16 protein-coding genes are annotated in these 20,694 nt (G+C 45.9%); 7 read left to right on the plus strand and 9 right to left on the minus strand.

Going from position 1 to position 20,694, the window contains the following annotated elements; all coding sequences use genetic code 11:
* The first annotated feature begins 8 nt into the window (after window positions 1–8).
* The 5 genes from gluQRS to panC all read left to right on the plus strand — a co-directional run bounded on the left by gluQRS (window position 9) and on the right by panC (window position 4,598).
* Window positions 9–899, plus strand: a complete 891-nt coding sequence (gene gluQRS / locus OH455_RS04140; protein ID WP_269980499.1) for a tRNA glutamyl-Q(34) synthetase GluQRS — start codon at window positions 9–11, stop codon at window positions 897–899.
* Window positions 900–1,019: 120 nt separating this feature from the next.
* Entirely contained in the window at window positions 1,020–2,384 is a 1,365-nt protein-coding gene (gene pcnB, locus OH455_RS04145; RefSeq protein WP_045976250.1) for a polynucleotide adenylyltransferase PcnB, read from the plus strand.
* Window positions 2,381–2,866 (plus strand): 2-amino-4-hydroxy-6-hydroxymethyldihydropteridine diphosphokinase, encoded by a 486-nt coding sequence (gene folK / locus OH455_RS04150; RefSeq protein WP_045976251.1) that lies wholly within the window; start codon window positions 2,381–2,383, stop codon window positions 2,864–2,866. The genes pcnB and folK overlap by 4 nt, the downstream gene beginning before the upstream one ends.
* Before the next feature lie 23 nt (window positions 2,867–2,889).
* Window positions 2,890–3,684 (plus strand): 3-methyl-2-oxobutanoate hydroxymethyltransferase, encoded by a 795-nt coding sequence (gene panB / locus OH455_RS04155; protein WP_045976252.1) that lies wholly within the window; start codon window positions 2,890–2,892, stop codon window positions 3,682–3,684.
* 11 nt (window positions 3,685–3,695) lie between these two features.
* Window positions 3,696–4,598, plus strand: coding sequence for a pantoate--beta-alanine ligase (gene panC / locus OH455_RS04160; RefSeq protein WP_269980447.1), 903 nt, complete (start codon window positions 3,696–3,698; stop codon window positions 4,596–4,598).
* A 301-nt stretch (window positions 4,599–4,899) separates the two neighbouring features.
* On the opposite strand, the gene OH455_RS04165 is transcribed toward panC, so the two are convergent.
* The 3 genes from OH455_RS04165 to OH455_RS04175 all read right to left on the minus strand — a co-directional run bounded on the left by OH455_RS04165 (window position 4,900) and on the right by OH455_RS04175 (window position 8,456).
* Complete coding sequence (locus tag OH455_RS04165; RefSeq protein WP_269980448.1) at window positions 4,900–5,670, minus strand: ABC transporter permease; 771 nt, start codon at window positions 5,668–5,670, stop codon at window positions 4,900–4,902.
* Between the two features lies 1 nt (window position 5,671).
* Window positions 5,672–6,586 carry an ABC transporter ATP-binding protein gene (locus tag OH455_RS04170; protein WP_269980500.1) on the minus strand — a complete coding sequence of 305 codons (915 nt, stop codon included), beginning with the start codon at window positions 6,584–6,586 and terminating at the stop codon, window positions 5,672–5,674.
* A 199-nt stretch (window positions 6,587–6,785) separates the two neighbouring features.
* Window positions 6,786–8,456: a SulP family inorganic anion transporter gene (locus OH455_RS04175; RefSeq protein ID WP_269980449.1), complete on the minus strand. Its 1,671-nt coding sequence runs from the start codon at window positions 8,454–8,456 to the stop codon at window positions 6,786–6,788.
* Between the two features lie 335 nt (window positions 8,457–8,791).
* On the opposite strand from OH455_RS04175, the gene can reads away from it, so the two are divergent.
* Entirely contained in the window at window positions 8,792–9,451 is a 660-nt protein-coding gene (can, locus tag OH455_RS04180; protein ID WP_269980450.1) for a carbonate dehydratase, read from the plus strand.
* A gap of 58 nt (window positions 9,452–9,509) precedes the next feature.
* Here can and hpt read toward each other — a convergent pair whose 3' ends face one another.
* Window positions 9,510–10,040: a hypoxanthine phosphoribosyltransferase gene (hpt, locus tag OH455_RS04185; protein WP_206368085.1), complete on the minus strand. Its 531-nt coding sequence runs from the start codon at window positions 10,038–10,040 to the stop codon at window positions 9,510–9,512.
* A gap of 306 nt (window positions 10,041–10,346) precedes the next feature.
* On the opposite strand from hpt, the gene OH455_RS04190 reads away from it, so the two are divergent.
* The gene (locus tag OH455_RS04190) at window positions 10,347–10,952 is read left to right on the plus strand and encodes a LuxR/HapR/OpaR family quorum-sensing transcriptional regulator (protein WP_045977701.1); all 606 of its coding nucleotides are present in this window, start codon (window positions 10,347–10,349) and stop codon (window positions 10,950–10,952) included.
* A 118-nt stretch (window positions 10,953–11,070) separates the two neighbouring features.
* On the opposite strand, the gene lpdA is transcribed toward OH455_RS04190, so the two are convergent.
* From lpdA to recJ, 5 genes are all read right to left on the minus strand, one after another.
* Window positions 11,071–12,501, minus strand: a complete 1,431-nt coding sequence (gene lpdA / locus OH455_RS04195; protein WP_045977702.1) for a dihydrolipoyl dehydrogenase — start codon at window positions 12,499–12,501, stop codon at window positions 11,071–11,073.
* Window positions 12,502–12,756: 255 nt separating this feature from the next.
* Entirely contained in the window at window positions 12,757–14,655 is a 1,899-nt protein-coding gene (gene aceF / locus OH455_RS04200; protein ID WP_269980451.1) for a pyruvate dehydrogenase complex dihydrolipoyllysine-residue acetyltransferase, read from the minus strand.
* 19 nt (window positions 14,656–14,674) lie between these two features.
* Window positions 14,675–17,338, minus strand: coding sequence for a pyruvate dehydrogenase (acetyl-transferring), homodimeric type (gene aceE, locus OH455_RS04205; RefSeq protein WP_269980452.1), 2,664 nt, complete (start codon window positions 17,336–17,338; stop codon window positions 14,675–14,677).
* A gap of 49 nt (window positions 17,339–17,387) precedes the next feature.
* Entirely contained in the window at window positions 17,388–18,155 is a 768-nt protein-coding gene (gene pdhR / locus OH455_RS04210; RefSeq protein ID WP_006958126.1) for a pyruvate dehydrogenase complex transcriptional repressor PdhR, read from the minus strand.
* A gap of 793 nt (window positions 18,156–18,948) precedes the next feature.
* Complete coding sequence (gene recJ, locus OH455_RS04215) at window positions 18,949–20,685, minus strand: single-stranded-DNA-specific exonuclease RecJ (RefSeq protein ID WP_269980453.1); 1,737 nt, start codon at window positions 20,683–20,685, stop codon at window positions 18,949–18,951.
* Window positions 20,686–20,694 lie beyond the last annotated feature (9 nt).

The following is a 20,694-nucleotide window of genomic DNA, read 5'->3' on the forward strand; positions in this document are numbered from 1 at the left end:
AATAAATGATGAGTTACACAGGCCGTTTTGCACCATCCCCTTCTGGCCCATTACATTTTGGCTCTTTGATCGCCGCTTTAGGCAGCTACTTTCAAGCCAAGGCCCAACAGGGAAAATGGTTGGTTAGAATCGAAGATCTCGACCCGCCTAGGGAGATGCCAGGCGCTGCAGACTTGATCCTTCGTACGCTCGACGCGTACCAACTCCACTGGGATGGTGAGGTTGTGTATCAAAGCCAACGACATGAGCGATACCAGGCCCAGATTGAACAGTGGTTGGGCTCATACCAAGCCTATTATTGCCAATGTACTCGCAAGCAAGTCAAAGCCATGGGTGGCTTTTATAATGGAGCGTGTCGTCATCGGCTACTCGACAATCAAAAAGAATGTGCCGTGCGTTTAACCATGACAGATCCTGTTTATTGTTTTGACGATCAAAAGCACGGACAATTAAGTATCCCTAGTCAACTGGCAGATGAAGATTTTATTATAAAGCGTCGAGATGGATTGTTTGCTTACAACCTTGCAGTAGTATTGGATGACATTGATCAAGGGGTCACAGAAGTGGTTAGGGGTGCAGATTTAATTGAACCTACAGGTCGCCAAATAAGTATGTACAAAGTGTTGGGGGTACCTCCTATCAGCTACCTCCATTTGCCATTGGCACTGGATAAAAATGGTCATAAATTATCCAAGCAAAATCACGCACCAGCCATTGATAACTGCCAGCCTAAACCAGCTTTAATCGAAGCAATGCGTTTTTTAGGTTTTGAGTTGCCAAAGGAAATAGAGCAAGCTAATGTCCCAGAAATCATTGAGTGGGGAGTCTCAAACTGGCAAGTTAACCAGTTACCAGACTCGACTGAGATCACACCAATATTCTCAAATCGCTCACTGTGAGCTATCATTAGCCGCAAATCCGCCCCTAGGGCATAAACAGAATCAGAAGCAAGTCCTGACTAGGCACACTCAAACGCAGCTCACAACCAAAGAGATCAGCGTGACGAGTCACTAAAGCACATGAATAAAAACGACTATACACCAAGCGAAAAAGAAAATTATCCAGAGCTATCTCTGAACATTATTACTCGCCAAGAGCATAATATCTCTCGCAAACAAATCAGTGACAATGCATTGAAGGTGCTATACCGACTTCATGGTGCAGGCTTTGAGGCCTTCCTAGTCGGTGGTGGCGTACGTGATCTACTACTGGGTCAAAACCCGAAAGATTTTGATATCGCTACCAATGCCACTCCTGAGCAAATTCGCCAATTGTTTAAAAACTGCCGCTTAATTGGTCGCCGTTTTCGTCTTGCACACATCATGTTTGGCCGCGACATCATCGAGGTAGCGACATTCCGTGGTCACCATCAGGAAACCAGTAAAAACATCTCTCAACAATCCAAAGAAGGGATGCTGTTGCGCGACAATGTCTATGGCACCATAGATGAAGATGCTGAGCGGCGTGATTTCACCATCAATGCAATGTATTACAACATCGGTGATTATGCGATTCATGACTATGCTGGCGGCAATGAAGACTTAGAAGACCGATTAGTACGCCTGATTGGCGACCCTGAAACGCGTTATCGTGAAGATCCAGTGCGTATGTTGCGTGCCATTCGTTTTGCCGTAAAGCTAGACTTCGATATCGAAGAAGAAACGGCCGCACCTATTGAACAGATGTCACCGCTACTACGTGATATTCCATCGGCACGCCTGTACGAAGAGTCACTGAAAATGCTGCAATCAGGATATGGCCTAGAAACTTATCACCTGATGCGCGAATACAATCTTTTCCAGCAATTGTTCCCTATCATCTCTGCTGATTTCACTGCAGACTATGCTTCCAAAACGGAGCAGATGCTTGACTTAGTTCTTGATTCAACCGATCAACGCATAGAAGAAGGCAAACGTATCAACCCTGCATTTATGTTCGCTGCTATGTTGTGGTATCCGTTGCAGGATCGTGCTGCCTTACTAATGGAAAAGCGCAAACTGCCTTACTACGACGCTATCATGGAAGCGAGCAACTACATTCTTGATGATCAGGTTCGTACTATTGCCATCCCACGCCGTCATACCGCCACTATTCGAGAAATTTGGCAATTACAACTGCGCATGCCACGCCGAAATGGCAAACGCGCCTTCCGCTTGATGGAATTGAATAAGTTCAGAGCAGGGTATGACTTCCTCGAAATGCGAGGAGAAATTGAAGGCGGTGAAACTGAAGAGCTAGCAAAATGGTGGGAAACCTTCCAAAACGCTGGACGTAACATGCGCCAAGCCATGGTTGCCGATCTCGATGTTGATTCGCCTGAGCCAGGTAAAAAGCGACGTCGCAAGCCATTTCGTAAAAAAAAGAGCAAGGCTCAATCATCATGATCACGGCATACATTGCTGTCGGCAGTAATCTTGCCGAACCTGTTGCTCAAGCAAAAAGTGCTATTGAAGCTCTAAAAAAGCTACCAAGATCTGAGTTTTGTCGGACTTCTATGCTGTACAGTAGCACTCCGATGGGACCACAAGACCAGCCGGATTACATTAATGCGGTGGTAGAGATCCACACTGAATTAACGCCACTTGAACTACTTGATTGCACACAGGCGATCGAGCAAGAGCAAGGGCGTGTCCGTAAAGACGAGCGTTGGGGGCCAAGAACCCTCGACTTAGACATCGTTCTTTATGGCAATGAGGTGATTGATTCCGAGCGCCTGACAGTTCCTCATTATGGGATGAAGGAGCGCGAGTTCGTGCTTTATCCGCTCGCAGAAATCGCACCAAATTTAACCCTCCCATGTGGGACCAGACTGGAAGAATTACTCAAAGTAGTCAAACAAAACGGTCTGCGTACTTGGCAATCATAGCCAACTCCTTAAAAGGAAAAATCATGAAAAAAATTACCATAAACGACCTGATGAAATGGAAGCAGGAAGGTCGTAAATTCGCGACTTCCACCGCGTACGACGCCAGCTTTGCTCAGCTATTTGAAAGTGCGGAGATGCCAGTACTGTTAGTTGGTGACTCACTGGGAATGGTGTTGCAAGGTACACGCGATACGTTACCTGTTACGGTAGAAGAAATTGCTTATCATACACGTTGTGTACGTGCAGGTAGCCCTAATTGTTTGTTAATGGCCGATATGCCATTCATGAGCTATGCCACTCCAGAGCAAGCTTGCGACAGCGCCGCAAAGCTCATGCGCGCAGGCGCAAACATGGTAAAAATTGAAGGTGGCGATTGGCTAGTCGATACCGTAAGAATGCTGACAGAACGCGCGGTCCCTGTGTGCGCTCACCTTGGTCTCACACCTCAATCAGTGAACATTTTTGGTGGCTTCAAAGTCCAAGGTCGCGATCAAGATAAAGCAGATCGAATGGTTCGTGATGCGCTAGCTCTTCAAGACGCAGGTGCACAAATCATTCTATTGGAATGTGTTCCAAGCGAGCTTGCCGCTCGCATCACAGAAGTATGTGATGTCCCTGTTATTGGCATTGGCGCGGGTAATACGACCGATGGTCAGATTCTAGTGATGCACGATATGTTTGGTATTTCAGCCAATTACATGCCGAAGTTCTCAAAGGACTTCCTTGCTGAAACAGGTGACATGCGTAAAGCTGTTGCTATGTACAAAGACGAAGTTGAAAGTGGTGTCTTCCCAGGTGAAGCCCACACAATTGCGTAAGGATTTGACTGATGCAAACTTTTGCTGAAATTGCCGCTCTCCGTGAACAGCTCAAACCGCATAAACGTGATGGTCGCAGAATCTCCTTTGTTCCAACGATGGGTAACCTCCATGAAGGCCACCTCACTCTGGTTCGTAAAGCGCGCGAGCACGCTGACATTGTTGTGGTGAGTATTTTTGTTAACCCAATGCAGTTTGAACGCAGCGATGACCTCAACAATTACCCAAGAACTTTAGAAGACGATCTCACTAAGTTAGGTGCCGAAAGTGTAGATTTCGTTTTCACCCCGACCCAAGAAATCATCTATCCTGAAGGTCTGGATAAACACAGTTCAATTGAGGTTCCTGGTTTATCAAACATCCTGGAAGGGGCTTCTCGTCCCGGTCATTTTCGTGGTGTTGCTACTGTCGTCACTAAACTATTTAACATCGTTCAGCCAGATGTTGCTTGCTTCGGTGAAAAAGATTTCCAACAGCTCGCCGTGATTCGCAAGATGACTGAAGATTTAGCCATGGACATAGAGATCGTAGGCGTGGCCACTGTTCGTGAAATGGATGGTCTGGCGATGAGCTCACGCAACGGCCTACTGACGATTGATGAACGACAGCGTGCCCCTGTTTTGGCTCGCACAATGCGTTGGATCAGCAGTGCTATGCGAGGCGGACGCGATGACTACGCATCTGTGATTGAAGATGCGAATGATCAGCTACGCGCAGCAGGCCTGCAGCCTGATGAGATCTTTATTCGCGATGCCCGCACCCTGCAAGGGATCACTGCCGATACCACTCAAGCTGTGATTCTAATGTCTGCTTTCTTAGGTAAAGCTCGCCTGATCGATAACCAAGTTGTCGAAATGGTGGTTGAATCAAAAGAAGAAGAAACCGCTGAAGCGCCTTCGGAAAGCGCTGAATAGCGAGAAGCGAGAAGCGAGAAGCGAGAAGCGAGAAGCGAGAAGCGAGAAGCGAGAAGCGAGAAAAGTTTGAAGGGTTGATATGAGAGTATCAACCCTTTTTGTTTTTATGGTTATCCTCAAGAGTAAGGAACGAACGAGTTGGGGATCTCATCAAGCTACCGACTCGATGTAAGAGATTCCCTACTCCTTCCTTCGTCAGTCTAGGGAATGACAATTAATCCCGAAGGGCGAAGCCCGCTCCCGTTTCCAAAAGCGAAGCGCTCCCGCTCTCCATAGGACGAAGTCCGTTCCCAGCAAACTGCTAGCTACGCAATCCTATCCCACGAGTCACTAGGTAATGGGCTACGGTATACAAAGCAACGACAAACATACCCAGAACACCGAATGACGTCATAATACCCACGTCCGATACCCCGAGAAAGCCGTATCTGAACGCATTAACCATATATACAATAGGGTTTATTTTCGACACACCTTGCCAAAATTCAGGTAGCAGACTTATTGAGTAGAACACACCACCCAGATAAGTCAGTGGCGTCAGGACAAATGTCGGAATAATAGAGATATCATCATAAGTCTTCGCATAAACTGCATTGATTAAGCCACCTAGTGAGAACACAACTGAAGTCATGAATACCGTTGCGAATATAATTCCCCAGTGATCAACTTGCAGGTCAACAAAGAATAATGAAACAAAAGTCACAATAATTCCGACCAGTAAACCACGTACCACTCCTCCCATGACAAAGCCAAGAATAATGACATAGTTTGGTACAGGAGCTACGAGCAGCTCTTCAATGTTTTTCTGAAATTTAGCACTGAAAAATGATGATGCGACATTTGAATAAGAGTTAGTGATAACCGACATCATGATAAGACCAGGCACTATATATTCCATATAGCTGAAGCCATTCATTTGTCCAATTCTTGAACCTATCAAGCTACCAAAAATAATGAAATACAACGTCATTGTGATGGCTGGTGGAACCAAAGTCTGAACCCAAATGCGAGTAAAGCGATTAACTTCTTTCGTCAGCAAACTGCGAAAGGCCGTCCAATATAGGCGATACATATTACTGACCTCCCTCACGGACAATATTGACAAACAGCTCTTCCAATCGGTTTGCTTTATTGCGCATCGACAACACCTTTACTCCTAGCTCTGTTAGCTGACTGAAAATACTATTGAGCCCTTGAGTTTTCTCAATTTCAATCTCGAGCGAACCATTAACCACACTTTGACTGTTTACACCTTTCAACAGAGGGACCTCTACGCCTTCCTCTAAATCAAAAATAAAAGTTTCTACATGCAGCTTACCTAGTAGGTGTTTCATCGTGGTGTTTTCTATTAACTCACCTTTGCTGATGATACCTATGTTACGACATAGCATTTCAGCTTCTTCAAGGTAATGGGTCGTCAAAATGATCGTGATACCTTCTTGGTTAATCTCTTTAAGAAACTCCCACATAGAACGGCGTAGTTCAATATCGACGCCTGCCGTCGGTTCATCCAGAATCAATAACTTAGGCTCATGGACTAAGGCGCGGGCAATCATCAGACGACGCTTCATTCCTCCAGATAAGTTTCGTGCGCGTTCGTTACGTTTTTCCCACAAATCAAGCTTGGTTAAATACTTTTCGGCTCTTTGCTTCGCTAAAGTGCGTGACACCCCATAGTATCCAGCCTGTTGCAAAACAATTTGCTCAACGGTCTCAAATTGATTGAAGTTAAACTCCTGCGGGACTAAACCTAGGTGTTGCTTAGCCAGCTCTAGATCTTTGTCAGTGTCATAACCGAATACTCTAACCTTGCCAGAGGTCTTATTGACCAGAGAGGAGATCACACCAATAGTCGTCGACTTACCGGCACCGTTAGGCCCCAATAAGGCATAAAAGTCGCCTTTGGCGACATTGAGGCTAATACCCTTTAGCGCCTCAAATCCCCCCGCATAGGTTTTGCGAAGTTGTTCAATTTCTAATGCATACATAGTTTTCAGTGTAATTGTTGGTTTGTGCGGATGTGGGTAACGTGCGTATGCCGTTAGAGAGCCACGAGTGTAATTCAGTTTATCGTTGAATAACGATGAATACAATTACACGATTCGATTTATTTGGAAATATGAAATGCTGTAACCCTACTGCAAAAACGCCGCTGAGAGTCAGCGGCGTGAGTAGGTATTTGTCAGTCTAAACTGCTTGGAACTGATGTTCATCACTCTCGACATGCTTCAACGCCGCTTTGAGCGCCTCGTAACGAAATTTATATGTATTTTCTTGAGGTACTAAATCAATAACATGGAATTTTTCCAATTGTTGGCGGGTGCTTTCATTCGGGCACAACAAATATACTTGGCAATTCGCGTCAAGAGCATCTTTAATCGCATTTTCTAGCGCGAGCCCGACCGTCACATCAATCATAGGCACGTCAGTCAAGTCTAGGATCATCACCTCGTAATCAGAAATACTACTGTGCTGGCGTGAGATGGCTTTCGAAACACTAAAAATCATCGGCCCAGACAAATAGAAAAACAGTACTTTGTCATTGGCTCTGTCTAACAGAGCTCTTTCACTGTCTGTCAAAGGAACATCATTTTCATCCGCATCACTGATGGCTTTGACCTGTCGAGCTTGTTCACGACTCAAACGTTCAATAATGATGATATTAGAAATGAAAACGCCAAGTCCCACAGCCACGATAAGATCCACAAACACTGTCAATAGCATGACACCATACATGACCGCCATCCCCGCAAAGCTCACTTTATGCGCTCGTTGGATGAAGCTCCAGTCAAGTATATTGAAGCCAACGTACACAGCTATACCCGCCAATACCGCCATAGGAATAGGCTTGGTCAAACCTCCAGCGACCAACACCACTAAAGCGAGCATTAAAGCACGGATCACCCCCGATAGTGGTGAACGAGCCCCTACCTGAATATTTGTCACGGTCCCCATCGTAGCACCAGCCCCCGGCAGTGCACCAAAAAGACCTGAGACCATGTTCGCTAAGCCTTGACCGCGAAGTTCTTTATCTGAGTTGTGTTCTTTACGAGTCAGTGAGTCGCCAATGACAGCAGTCAGCAGCGTATCGATACACCCCAGTGTTCCCAATACCAGCGCATCGATGACCATCTCGGTGAACATAGAAGAATCAATGTGCGGAATCACTAGAGATGGCAAGCCCGCTGGAATTTCACCAATACGACGAATATCTTCAGTGTCAAACACAACGATAGATAAGAGGGTAACGGCAATTAATGCCACTAGCTGAGCGGGTACGTATTTGCGGTATTTTTTTGGAAAGAAAAACAAAATTCCCAGTGTCAGGAGGCCGAGAAATAGCTCACTGAACTTCATATTGGCAACCGTTTCAGGGAAAGCGGATAAGGTGCCTAATACACCGCCTGAAGGAGCGGCATGGCCAAGCAGTGGCGACAACTGAAGAATAATCAAGATGACACCTATCCCTGACATAAAGCCAGAAATCACACTGTACGGCATCAAGGTAACATACTTTCCGAGCTTCAATGTTCCTAGTAAGATCTGAAAAGCACCGGCCATCATCACAACCGTAAAAGTCATCGCCATGCCAGTCTCGGGGTATTTAGCCATCATACTAGTAAGCACAGCGGTCATAATCACTGTCATTGGGCCTGTAGGCTCTGAAATCAGTGAGTTTGAACCACCGAATAGAGAAGCAAATAAACCGACCAAGATCGCGCCCCAAAGTCCGGCTTCAGCACCGGCTCCCGAAGCGACCCCAAAAGCTAGCGCTAATGGTAACGAAATAATAGCGGTGGTCACTCCACCAAAGGCATCACCTTTCAGATTAATATCTTCAAAACGATTTCCAAACACAATCCAGCTCCACTGCTTAATTAATGCGATTTTGATACTCGAAGAGGTAATGAGTCGTGAATACCCTCATTAAAAGTAATAAATTAGAATAAATTTGCTGACATCTTCGTTGATATACCAACTAAAAAGCAACTTTAGCAAATATGCCTAACTCGCGTTAGTACGATCACAGCCCCATCAAACACACTATATAACTCTTTGTTAGATTCACTACTAAGTTTATGATTTTTAGCGATGAAACACGTCAGATGAGTGCTTTTTTACACAGTTTTGACAGGAATGAAATTGTAACATTGTGTATAGTAGCGAAAGAAATGTTTAGGATTGATTGTAAGATGCCGGAAATTAAACAGCTTTTTGAAAACAACTCAAAGTGGTCTGAATCCATTAAGGCTGAACGACCAGAGTACTTTGCAAAACTTGAAGAAGGCCAGAACCCTGGGTTCCTTTGGATCGGTTGCTCTGACAGCCGAGTGCCTGCCGAGCGCCTTACTGGACTGTATTCAGGCGAACTATTCGTTCATCGCAATGTTGCTAATCAGGTTATCCATACGGACCTTAATTGCTTATCAGTTGTCCAGTATGCTGTAGAAGTTCTGAAAGTAAAACACATCATCGTTTGTGGACATTATGGCTGTGGTGGTGTTAACGCTGCTATTGATAACCCCCAATTGGGACTAATCAATAACTGGTTACTCCACATTCGCGATAATTACCTCAAATATAAGACGCAAATCGAATCATTACCACGTGGCCAATGGGGCAACAAGCTATGCGAAATCAATGTCGCAGAGCAAGTCTATAACCTCGGTCACTCAACAATACTGCAAGGTGCATGGGAAAGAGGCCAAGAGGTTGAGATTCATGGCTTCGTCTACGGTATTGGCAATGGCAAACTGCAAGATTTAGGTGTTCGCTGCTCAAGCCGAGAAACGTTAGAAAGTCGCCACCAAGAGGCATTGGATAAGATTTTAACTTCTCCTGTACTTGACTAAACAACAAAAGACCCGCGAAATAGCGGGTCTTTTTACATTTGTCTAAGGAAAAAGGTGGCTATTCTTGAGGAACCACTTTACCTATGTAAGGAAGGTGACGATACTTCTGCGCGTAGTCAATACCCACCCCAACAACAAACTCATCGGGAATAGCAAACCCAATCCAATCAACCGGAACATCAACTTCACGGCGTGACGGCTTATCGAGCAAAGTGCAGATAGCGATAGATTTGGGTTCACGCAAAGAAAGGATCTCTGTGATTTTGTTCAGCGTGTTGCCCGTATCAATAATATCTTCAATGATTAGAACATCTTTACCTTTAATATCATCATCCAGATCTTTAAGAATGCGAACATCGCGAGAGCTCTCCATCGTGTTGCCGTAACTAGAAGCCGTCATGAAATCTACTTGATGCGTTAGTTCAATCTTTCGAGCCAAGTCTGCCATAAAGACAAATGAGCCACGTAACAAACCAACCAGCACTAAATCTTCGCTGCCTTGATAGTGAAGGGTAATGGCTTTACCCAGTTCACTCACGCGTTCCTGAACCTCTTGCTCAGAAATCATTACTTCTACTGTATGTTTCATACCAATCTCGTTCTCTGCATTAACGATAGTTCACTAAACATTAGTTTAGATCCCGTCAGATGATCTTAAGCACGTAGTTTATCACCACTATGTAGCAGGAGAAACGTTTGCTTGATTAAAGGCTGCAATAAACATATGCAACTACATGATCAGAAGCACGGTATTAATAAAAATGATTATTAAATAAACTGAAATCGTTGACCTAATTCATATGCACCATTACACTCATTACTGCGAAAGCAATAATAAAATACTAATTAGGGCAAAAGCCCACATATACAACTCAATTGGCAAGGAAATATAACTATGGATTCTATAGCTAAGAGACCGCGTACGCGTCTTTCACCACAAAAACGTAAACAGCAGCTGATGGAAATCGCACTAGAGGTGTTTGCAAGACGTGGTATTGGACGTGGTGGTCACGCTGACATCGCAGAAATCGCACAGGTTTCTGTTGCGACTGTGTTTAACTACTTCCCAACCCGAGAAGATCTGGTTGATGATGTACTTAACTACGTAGTTCGTCAGTTCTCAAACTTCCTATCAGATAATATCGATCTTGATATTCATGCAAAAGAAAACCTACGTAACCTGACTTCGGCAATGGTTGATCTTGTTGTCAATGACTGTCACTGGTTGAAAGTTTGGTTTGAGTGGAGTGCATCGACTCGTGACGAAGTATGGCCATTGTTTGTGACAACAAACCGTACTAATCAATTGTTGGTCCAAAATATGTTTGTCAAAGCCATCGAGCGTGGTGAAGTGTGCGATGATCATGACCCAGCAGACCTAGCGACACTATTCCACGGCATCTGCTACTCACTGTTTGTTCAGGCTAACCGTACTCAAGATGATGAGTCTGTAAACCGCCTGACACAAAGCTACCTAGATATGCTTTGCATCTACAAGTAGATTAACCAGTGTCATTGTAAAGCCGGGGGGTTCACCCGGCTTTTTTATGTCTGCAACACCCTAAAATAAAAAAGCCGCTGAGTAATCAGCGGCTTTTGTTCTTCAGTCTTCAGAGAAATTATTTTTTCTTTTTAACTGCTTTTTTGTTTGGAAGGTCAGTAATAGAACCTTCGAATACTTCAGCAGCTAGGCCGACAGACTCATGTAGAGTTGGGTGAGCGTGGATAGTCAGCGCGATATCTTCTGCATCACAACCCATCTCGATAGCTAGACCGATTTCACCGAGTAGTTCACCACCGTTAGTACCAACGATCGCACCACCAATAACACGGTGAGTCTCTTTGTCGAAGATAAGCTTAGTCATACCGTCAGCGCAGTCAGAGGCGATTGCACGACCTGATGCAGCCCAAGGGAAAGTAGCCACTTCGTACTTGATGCCTTCTTCCTTCGCTTCTTTCTCAGTCTTACCAACCCATGCCACTTCTGGCTCAGTGTAAGCAATTGAAGGGATAACCTTAGGATCAAAGTAGTGCTTCTTACCAGCAATAACTTCAGCGGCAACGTGGCCTTCATGCACACCTTTGTGCGCCAGCATTGGTTGACCAACGATATCACCGATCGCAAAGATATGAGGTACGTTTGTACGAAGCTGCTTGTCTACATTGATAAAACCACGCTCATCAATTTCTAGACCTGCTTTCTCACCATCGATAAGTTTACCATTTGGTACACGGCCGATAGCCACTAGAACGGCATCATAGCGCTCTGCATCAGCAGGTGCTTTCTTGCCTTCCATTGATACATAAATACCGTCTTCTTTCGCCTCAACTGCTGTCACTTTCGTTTCTAGCATTAGGCTGAACTTATCCTTCACACGCTTAGTGTAAACTTTAACGATATCTTTATCTGCCGCAGGAATAACCTGGTCGAACATCTCAACAACGTCAACTTTAGAACCTAGAGACTGATATACCGTTCCCATTTCTAGACCGATGATACCACCGCCCATGATGAGTAGTTTTTCAGGAACTTCTTTCAGTTCGAGTGCGTCAGTAGAATCCCAAATTCGTGGATCTTCATGTGGGATGAATGGAAGTTTGATAGGGCGAGAACCAGCAGCAACGATCGCGTTATCAAAGTTTACTGTTGTTGCCTCACCTTCTCCTTCAACAAGGATAGAGTTAGGGCCAGTAAATTTACCGTAACCATTAACAACAGTCACATTACGCATCTTAGCCATACCGCTAAGACCACCAGTCAGTTGATTAACAACTTTCTCTTTCCAGATACGAATTTTGCTGATGTCAGTTTGCGGCTCACCGAACACAACGCCGTGATCTGCCATCGCTTTTGCTTCTTCAATTACTTTAGATACGTGAAGAAGTGCTTTAGATGGGATACAACCCACGTTTAGACATACACCGCCAAGAGTGCTGTAGCGCTCGATTAGTACAGTTTCAAGACCTAAGTCTGCACAACGGAAGGCAGCGGAGTAACCAGCAGGACCAGAACCAAGTACAACAACTTGGGCTTTAATTTCTTTGCTCATTTTGACCTCTTGTAGTCATTATCCCTAACAGGCTGAGTGGGTATTGATTCTTATGTTTAAGAGTGGTTAGTTTTAAACAATTATTTTCAGACCGCCAACAGTTTACAGAGATGTTAATGGTGTGAAAAGCAATTCCATTTAGCCTGTGAGCTAGCCAACAATTAAGTAAGGAAAACGTTCCCCTTGACTCATTGTCAGATGTTTCTATTAACAGAGGCGGCTAAAAAAGGCCGCCTCTCAATCATCTCAATTCAATTAAAGAACCAGACGACGGATATCTGATAGCGCTGCGTTCAAGAACGTGATGAAACGAGCACCTTCAGCACCATCAATCACACGGTGATCGTAAGATAGAGATAGTGGAAGCTGTAGACGTGGTTCGAACTCTTTACCGTTCCACACTGGCTTCATTTCAGACTTAGACACACCTAGGATACCGACTTCTGGTGCGTTTACGATTGGAGTGAACGCAGTACCGCCGATGCCACCTAGGCTTGAGATAGTGAAACAGCCACCTTGCATGTCAGCCGCCGTTAGCTTACCTGCACGTGCTTTCTTAGAAACAGCCATTAGCTCTTCAGATAGCTCGTAGATGCCTTTCTTATTCACATCTTTAAAGACAGGAACAACTAAGCCGTTAGGCGTATCGACTGCGATACCGATGTTGACGTATTTCTTCAGAATGATGCTTTCGCCATCTTCGGATAGAGAAGAGTTGAACGCTGGGAACGCTTCAAGCGCTTTAGCAGCAGCTTTCATGATGAACACAAGTGGTGTGATCTTCATACCAGTGTCTTTCTTCGCTTCGATAGCGTTCTGCTCTTTACGGAATGCTTCTAGCTCAGTGATATCAGCGTTGTCCCACTGTGTAACGTGAGGGATCATCACCCAGTTACGGTGTAGGTTTGCACCAGAAATCTTCTTGATCTTAGAAAGCTTCTGAACTTCAGTTTCACCAAACTTGCTGAAGTCAACTTTCGGCCAAGGCAGTAGACCAAGCGCTGCGCCGTCGCCTTTACCAGATGCTGCTGCACCTGCACCAGACTCAAGACGCTTAAGTGCGTCTTTCACGTAGGCTTGAACGTCTTCTTTCAGGATGCGGCTCTTACGGCCAGAACCTTTAACTTTAGACAGGTTAACGCCAAACTCACGCGCTAGACGGCGAACAACTGGAGATGCGTGTGCGTACTCGTTGTTCTCTTGGAAATCGCCAGTCGTTGCTGGAACTGCTGCCGCTGGAGCTTCTGCTTTAGGAGCTGCTGCAGGTGCCGCCGCTTGAGCTGGAGCCACTGCAGGTGCAGGTGCTGCACCCGCCACTTCGAAGACCATGATTAGCGAGCCAGTCGACACTTTGTCGCCAGTTGCAATCTTGATCTCTTTAACTGTACCAGCAAACGGAGCAGGAACTTCCATTGAAGCTTTGTCACCTTCAACAGTGATTAGAGATTGCTCTTCTTCCACTGTATCGCCAACTGCAACCATGATCTCAGTGACTTCAACTTCGTCACCGCCGATATCAGGAACGTTAACTTCTTTCGCTGCTGATGCTGCTGGAGCCGCTGCAACTGGAGCTTCTACTGCTGCAGGTGCCGCTGGAGCGCCAGAACCTGCTACTTCGAATACCATGATTAAAGAGCCAGTCGTAACTTTATCGCCTGCTGCTACTTTGATCTCTTTTAGTGTACCAGCGAATGGTGCAGGTACTTCCATAGAAGCTTTGTCGCCTTCAACCGTTAGAAGAGATTGCTCTTCTTCAATGCTGTCGCCAACTGCAACCATGATTTCAGTCACTTCAACTTCATCGCCACCAATATCTGGTACGTGAACTTCTTTAAGCTCTGCTGCTGGAGCCGGAGCCGCTACTGGAGCTGCTTCTGCCGCAGGAGCAGGTGCAGCATCAGCTGCACCCTCGGCTTCAACATTATCTTCAACGAACAGCATGATTAGAGAACCAGTAGAAACTGAGTCGCCTTCTGCAACTTTAATTTCTTTAACGATACCCGCTTGAGATGCAGGAACTTCCATAGAAGCCTTATCGCCTTCAACTGTGATCAGAGACTGCTCTTCTTCAACCTTGTCGCCAACGCTTACAAGAATTTCAGTAACTTCAACCTCATCCGCACCGATGTCTGGTACATTAATTTCGATTGCCATTTCTTATTTACCTTCTCAATTAAGCGTATAGCGGGTTAGTTTTTTCTGTGTCGATGTCGAACTTAGCAATCGCTTCAACGACTACAGACTTTTCAACATCACCACGTTTAGCCAGTTCACTTAACGCTGCTACAACAACGTAACCTGCGTTCACTTCGAAGTGACGACGTAGGTTTTCGCGGCTGTCTGAACGACCGAAGCCATCAGTACCCAGTACTTTGTAAGACTCAGAAGGCATGAACGCACGAACTTGTTCTGCGTAGTTCTTCATGTAGTCAGTCGCTGCGATTGCAGGCTCGCTGCCCATCACTTCTGCGATGTAAGGCACTTTTGCGTCAGCTTCTGGGTGTAGCATGTTGTCACGCTCTACCGCTTGGCCGTCGCGAGTCAGTTCGTTGAATGACGTTACAGAGAACACGTCAGACGCGATGCCGTACTCTTCGCTTAGGATAGTCGCTGCTTTACGTACTTCGTTCATGATAGTACCAGAGCCCATTAGCTGAACTTTAGACTTGTCACCTGCGTAAGACTCAAGCTTGTAGATACCCTTACGAATGCCTTCTTCAGCGCCTTCTGGCATGGCTGGCATGGCGTAGTTTTCGTTCATTACCGTTAGGTAGTAGAACACGTTCTCTTGGTTTTCACCGTACATGCGACGAATACCGTCTTGCATGATTACCGCAACTTCGTACGCGAATGTTGGGTCGTAAGAGATACAGTTAGGAACTGTGTTCGCCATGATGTGTGAGTGACCGTCTTCGTGCTGTAGACCTTCACCGTTTAGCGTTGTACGACCAGCAGTAGCACCTAGTAGGAAACCACGAGCTTGTTGGTCACCCGCCATCCATGCCATATCGCCTACACGTTGGAAACCAAACATTGAGTAGTAGATGTAGAATGGAATCATTGGCAGGTCATTGGTGCTGTAAGATGTCGCAGCAGCAACCCAAGAAGCCATTGAGCCTAGCTCGTTGATACCTTCTTGCAGAACCTGACCAGATGTCGCTTCTTTGTAGTAAGAAACGATGCCTTTATCTTCTGGCGTGTATTCCTGACCGTGCGGGTTGTAGATACCGATCTGACGGAATAGACCTTCCATACCAAACGTACGTGCTTCGTCACAGATGATAGGAACGATGTTCTTACCAATGTTCTTGTTCTTAAGCAGGATGTTAAGTGTACGTACATAAGCCATCGTTGTTGAAATGTCACGCTTTTGCTCACTTAGTAGCGGCGCGAATTCTTCTAGCTCAGGTACTTTGAATTCTTGAGTAAAGTTAGGTAGACGCTGTGGCGTGTAACCTTTTAGTTCTTTACGACGAGCGTGTAGGTATTCGTATTCCGCAGAACCTTCTTCAAGTTTTAGGTACGGAAGCTCTTTAACCGCTTCGTCAGTTAAGATGTCTTGAAGACCTAGACGATCACGTAGGTGTAGTACGTGAGTCATGTCCATCTTCTTAACTTGGTGCGCGATGTTCTTACCTTCAGCCGCTTCACCCATGCCGTAACCTTTAACAGTCTTAGCTAGGATTACTGTAGGACGACCTTTAGTTTCTGCCGCGTTTTTGTATGCTGCGTATAGCTTAGAAGACTCGTGACCACCACGCTTAAGCGCGAAGATTTCGTCATCTGTCATGTCTGCAACTAATGCCGCTGTCTCTGGGTATTTACCAAAGAAGTGTTCACGTACGTAAGCACCGTCTTTTGATTTAAATGTTTGGTAGTCACCGTCGATAGTTTCGTTCATTAGCTGTAGAAGCTTGCCAGACGTATCTTTAGCAAGTAGTGCATCCCAGTTGCTACCCCAGATAACTTTAACAACGTTCCAGCCTGCACCTTTAAATAGGCCTTCTAGCTCTTGGATGATGCTACCGTTACCCATAACAGGGCCGTCTAGACGCTGCAGGTTACAGTTCACTAGGAAACATAGGTTGTCTAGTTTCTCACGTGCTGCGAAAGACAGTGAACCACGTGATTCTGGCTCATCCATCTCACCATCACCTAGGAACGCATATACACGTTGAGCAGACGTGTCTTTCAGACCACGGCCGTCAAGGTACTTAAGGAAACGCGCTTGGTAGATCGCAGAGATTGGGCCTAGACCCATAGATACTGTTGGGAATTGCCAGAACTCGGGCATCAGTTTAGGGTGCGGGTATGATGGAATACCTTTACCGTCTACTTCTTGACGGAAGTTGTCTAGCTGCTCTTCAGTTAGACGACCTTCAACGAATGCACGAGAGTAGATGCCTGGCGAGATGTGACCTTGGTAGTACACTAGATCGCCACCGTCCGTCTCATTTGGAGCACGGAAGAAGTGGTTGAAACATACTTCGTAGAATGCAGCAGAAGACTGGAAAGACGCCATGTGGCCGCCTAGCTCTAGGTCTTTCTTAGATGCACGTAGAACGATCATGATTGCGTTCCAGCGGATGATGGAACGAATACGGCGCTCAAGTGTTGTGTCACCTGGGTAAGCTGGTTCTTGATCTGCAGGAATCGTGTTGATGTAGTTGGTTGTGATTCCAGTTGGCATGTCAACACCGTCTAGACGTGCTTTGTCCAGAACTTGCTCTAGTAGGAACTGAGCACGCTCTACACCTTCTTCACGTACAACTGACTCAAGGGCTTGTAGCCATTCTTGAGTTTCCAGTGCGTCTACGTCATGCTTCATATCAGACATGGCGATCTATCCTTCTGTTGGTTGGATCTACTTATTTAAGCAACGCTCTTTACGAGTCGTTACCCTGCTGAATTCGACGCAAAGATCGCTCACGGCGAGATTCTTCACGACTCAAATCCAACAATGTTTCTTCAATATAAGCTAAGTGTGAGTGCGACATTTCACGCGCCTTTTCTGGCTGACCAGAAACGATCGCATCAACGATATTAGCTCGGTGTTTACTTACTTTTTCCACCACTTCATCGCGGCGATGTAAGAGCTTAAGATTCTGAAGGACGTTTTGCTCCAGCAAAGGGGCCAAACTACGAACGATATGAAGCAAGACAACGTTGTGCGCCGCTTCAGTCAAAGCGATCAGAAACTGCATAACTGCAGCCGCTTCTGCTTCAACATTTTTCTTCGTTTGCTCTTCGCTGATGTTTTTCAGGCAAGCCTGAATACGGGCAAAGTCCTCATCGGTGCCACGAACTGCTGCAAAATAAGCAGAGATACCTTCCATCGCATGGCGCGTTTCCAGTAAATCGAGCTGTGTTTCCGAATGGCTAGACAATAAATTTAGCAGAGGATCTGAAAAACTCGTCCAGATATTCTCGCTAACAAATGTGCCACCACCCTGGCGACGAGTAAGAAGACGTTTAGCTTCGAGGCGTTGAATTGCTTCACGGATTGAAGGACGAGACACATCAAACTGCTTTGCCAGTTCGCGCTCTGGTGGCAGCTGCTGCCCCGGAGACAATGTTCCTTCCACAATCAGCCGTTCTAACTCTTGTTCAATTACATCAGAGAGTTTTGGCTGACGAATCCTTTGATAAGCCATAGTTGTTGTTCTTCTACTCTTTGCAGTCAATTGGTATTACCAATTTTAAGTTGGCGACGAAATTAACATAATTAAAACGCAAGTTCCAGTCAAAAATTGACCCAAATCATAGAACAAGCCATGCATCAACACTTTGATAACATTAGCTGATTAAAACAGCAATCAAATTGGTCTGACCAATTACAAAATATAAACAGATGGGAATAAGTCGTGCTAGCAAACACACTTTAATTGGTCAGTTTTAAAGGAATATGAACAGAATATGTCGTAAAGAGATGGGAAGTTGCAGGATATGGGATATGGGATGCGGGATGCGGGATGCGGGATGCGGGATGCGGGATGCGGGATGCGGGATGCGGGATGCGGGATGCGGGATGCGGGATGCGGGATGCGGGATGCGGGATGCGGGATTGATTTTGAGGGTCGAGGTTTGTTCGTCAACCCTTTTACTTTTATTTAGAACGTTCATCCTCAAGAACAAGGGGCGAGTGAACTGAGATTATGATAGCAAGCCGAGAAGACATAGAGATTCCCTACTCACTCCTTCGTCGTTTTATGGAATGACCACTTGTACATCAGGCCATCCCAAACAACGTCATCCTCAAGAGTGAGGCACGAACGAGTTGGGGATCTCTTAAAGCGAATAGAACCCTTACTCGATCTATGGAACAACCCAGCAGAAGAATCCGAAATAGTCGTAAGACTCTTTTCTCGAAGGGCGAAGCCCGCTCCCGATTCTCGCGGGCGTAGCCCGTTCTCCGAGCAACGCGTTCTGTAGGGCTATGCCCGTACTCTATTTCGCCTCTATATGATCAATCATCAATTGTAGCGATTGATTGCCCCGAAACTCGTTGATATCAAGCTTGTAAGCCAAACGTACGGTTTTCACTGACGCATCTGGCCAGCGACGCAGATCGACGTTGAATGCAATACCATCAATCATAATATTGGTTGGATGACCTTTGTGTAGAGGTTCTAGCATTAGTTTAAGGTGCTTTTCTCCTACCAGTTTCTGATGCAGAACCTTAAACTCACCGTCGAACAATGGCTCTGGAAACGCTTGCCCCCATGGTCCACCAGCACGAAGCATCTCTGCGATGTGCATTGAAAACTCTTCTGGCTTCAATTCACCGTCAGACAAAATCACACCTTTAAGTGCCGCGTCGTCCAACTCTTGTTTCACAGCCTCATCAAACAACTGAGCAAATCGTTCGAAGTCTTTTTCCATGATCGTCAGGCCAGCCGCCATGGCGTGACCACCAAACTTGAGGATCAGACCGGGGTTTTGAGTATCAATACGATCGAGAGTGTCACGCATATGCAGGCCTGGAATCGAACGGCATGAGCCCTTAATGCTCCCTTCACCACCATCGGCGAAGGCAATCACAGGACGGTGGAACTTCTCTTTGATTCGAGATGCTAAAATGCCAATCACACCTTGGTGCCAGTCACGCTGAAAAAGCACTAGCCCATGGGGCATGTTCTTATCACCAAATTGAAGACGCTCACAAAAAGCCATTGCTTCCTGCTTCATGCCTTCTTCGATTTCTTTACGCGTTTGGTTCAAACCATCCAGCTCACTCGCCATACGACGTGCAGCATGAATGTTGTTGGCCATCAATAGTTCAACACCAAACGACATGTCATCCAAACGACCAGCTGCGTTAATTCGCGGACCCAGTGCAAAACCGAAATCGGCAGCGACCAATCGACGTGCATCTCGCTTTGCGACTTCAATCAAGGCTTGAATACCTGGTCTTGCTTTACCCGCACGGATACGCTGCAGACCTTGGTGAACCAGAATGCGGTTGTTTTCATCCAGAGGCACTACATCAGCAACCGTGCCCAGAGCAACCAAGTCGATCAGTTCCATCAGTTTAGGCTCTGCCATGCCCTGATGAACAAACCACCCTTGCTTTCTCATATGAACACACAGTGCCATCATGAGATAAAACGCTACTCCCACTCCAGCTAGGGCTTTCGAAGGAAAAGCACACTCTTCGAGATTTGGGTTGACCATAGCGTCAACATTCGGTAATTCGTGGCCGGGTAAGTGGTGGTCAGTAACCAGTACCTTCAAGCCCTGCTCTTTCGCATAGCGCACACCATCAATTGAAGAAACGCCATTATCGACCGTCATGATCACTTCAGCGCCAATCTCAATCGCCTGATCAACGACTTCAGGGCTAAGACCATAACCATCTTCAAAACGATTTGGCACCAAATAATCGACGTTATTGGAACCTAGCATTCGTAATGCAATCACCGACAAAGCCGAGCTGGTTGCCCCATCGGCGTCGAAATCTCCTACGACAATAATTCGTTTATTGCCTTGAATAGCTTCAAATAGAAGTTCGACAGCAGCGTCAATACCGTGCAGTTTTTGATAAGAGTGCAATGCACGCGCCGTCGTTTCTAACTGCTGGGCACTGGTGATACCGCGTGAGATATAAATGCGCTTAAGAAGTGGCGCAATGTCGGTAGAAAGCAGACTGAGATCAACCTCAGGCCGTCGTTGAATTTCGATCATAGATTGGAT

This window comes from Vibrio sp. T11.5, assembly GCF_027587155.1.
Taxonomy (GTDB): Bacteria; Pseudomonadota; Gammaproteobacteria; order Enterobacterales; family Vibrionaceae; genus Vibrio; species Vibrio neptunius.

Bases quoted from the DNA above. Each gene is read 5' to 3' on its own strand.
- OH455_RS04190 (WP_045977701.1), top strand. From the start codon at position 10,347: ATGGATTCTATAGCTAAGAGACCGCGTACGCGTCTTTCACCACAAAAA.
- OH455_RS04170 (WP_269980500.1), bottom strand. From the start codon at position 6,586: ATGTATGCATTAGAAATTGAACAACTTCGCAAAACCTATGCGGGGGGA.
- lpdA (WP_045977702.1), bottom strand. From the start codon at position 12,501: ATGAGCAAAGAAATTAAAGCCCAAGTTGTTGTACTTGGTTCTGGTCCT.
- hpt (WP_206368085.1), bottom strand. From the start codon at position 10,040: ATGAAACATACAGTAGAAGTAATGATTTCTGAGCAAGAGGTTCAGGAA.
- panB (WP_045976252.1), top strand. From the start codon at position 2,890: ATGAAAAAAATTACCATAAACGACCTGATGAAATGGAAGCAGGAAGGT.
- aceE (WP_269980452.1), bottom strand. From the start codon at position 17,338: ATGTCTGATATGAAGCATGACGTAGACGCACTGGAAACTCAAGAATGG.
- pdhR (WP_006958126.1), bottom strand. From the start codon at position 18,155: ATGGCTTATCAAAGGATTCGTCAGCCAAAACTCTCTGATGTAATTGAA.
- gluQRS (WP_269980499.1), top strand. From the start codon at position 9: ATGAGTTACACAGGCCGTTTTGCACCATCCCCTTCTGGCCCATTACAT.
- aceF (WP_269980451.1), bottom strand. From the start codon at position 14,655: ATGGCAATCGAAATTAATGTACCAGACATCGGTGCGGATGAGGTTGAA.
- recJ (WP_269980453.1), bottom strand. From the start codon at position 20,685: ATGATCGAAATTCAACGACGGCCTGAGGTTGATCTCAGTCTGCTTTCT.
- can (WP_269980450.1), top strand. From the start codon at position 8,792: ATGCCGGAAATTAAACAGCTTTTTGAAAACAACTCAAAGTGGTCTGAA.
- folK (WP_045976251.1), top strand. From the start codon at position 2,381: ATGATCACGGCATACATTGCTGTCGGCAGTAATCTTGCCGAACCTGTT.
- pcnB (WP_045976250.1), top strand. From the start codon at position 1,020: ATGAATAAAAACGACTATACACCAAGCGAAAAAGAAAATTATCCAGAG.
- panC (WP_269980447.1), top strand. From the start codon at position 3,696: ATGCAAACTTTTGCTGAAATTGCCGCTCTCCGTGAACAGCTCAAACCG.
- OH455_RS04165 (WP_269980448.1), bottom strand. From the start codon at position 5,670: ATGTATCGCCTATATTGGACGGCCTTTCGCAGTTTGCTGACGAAAGAA.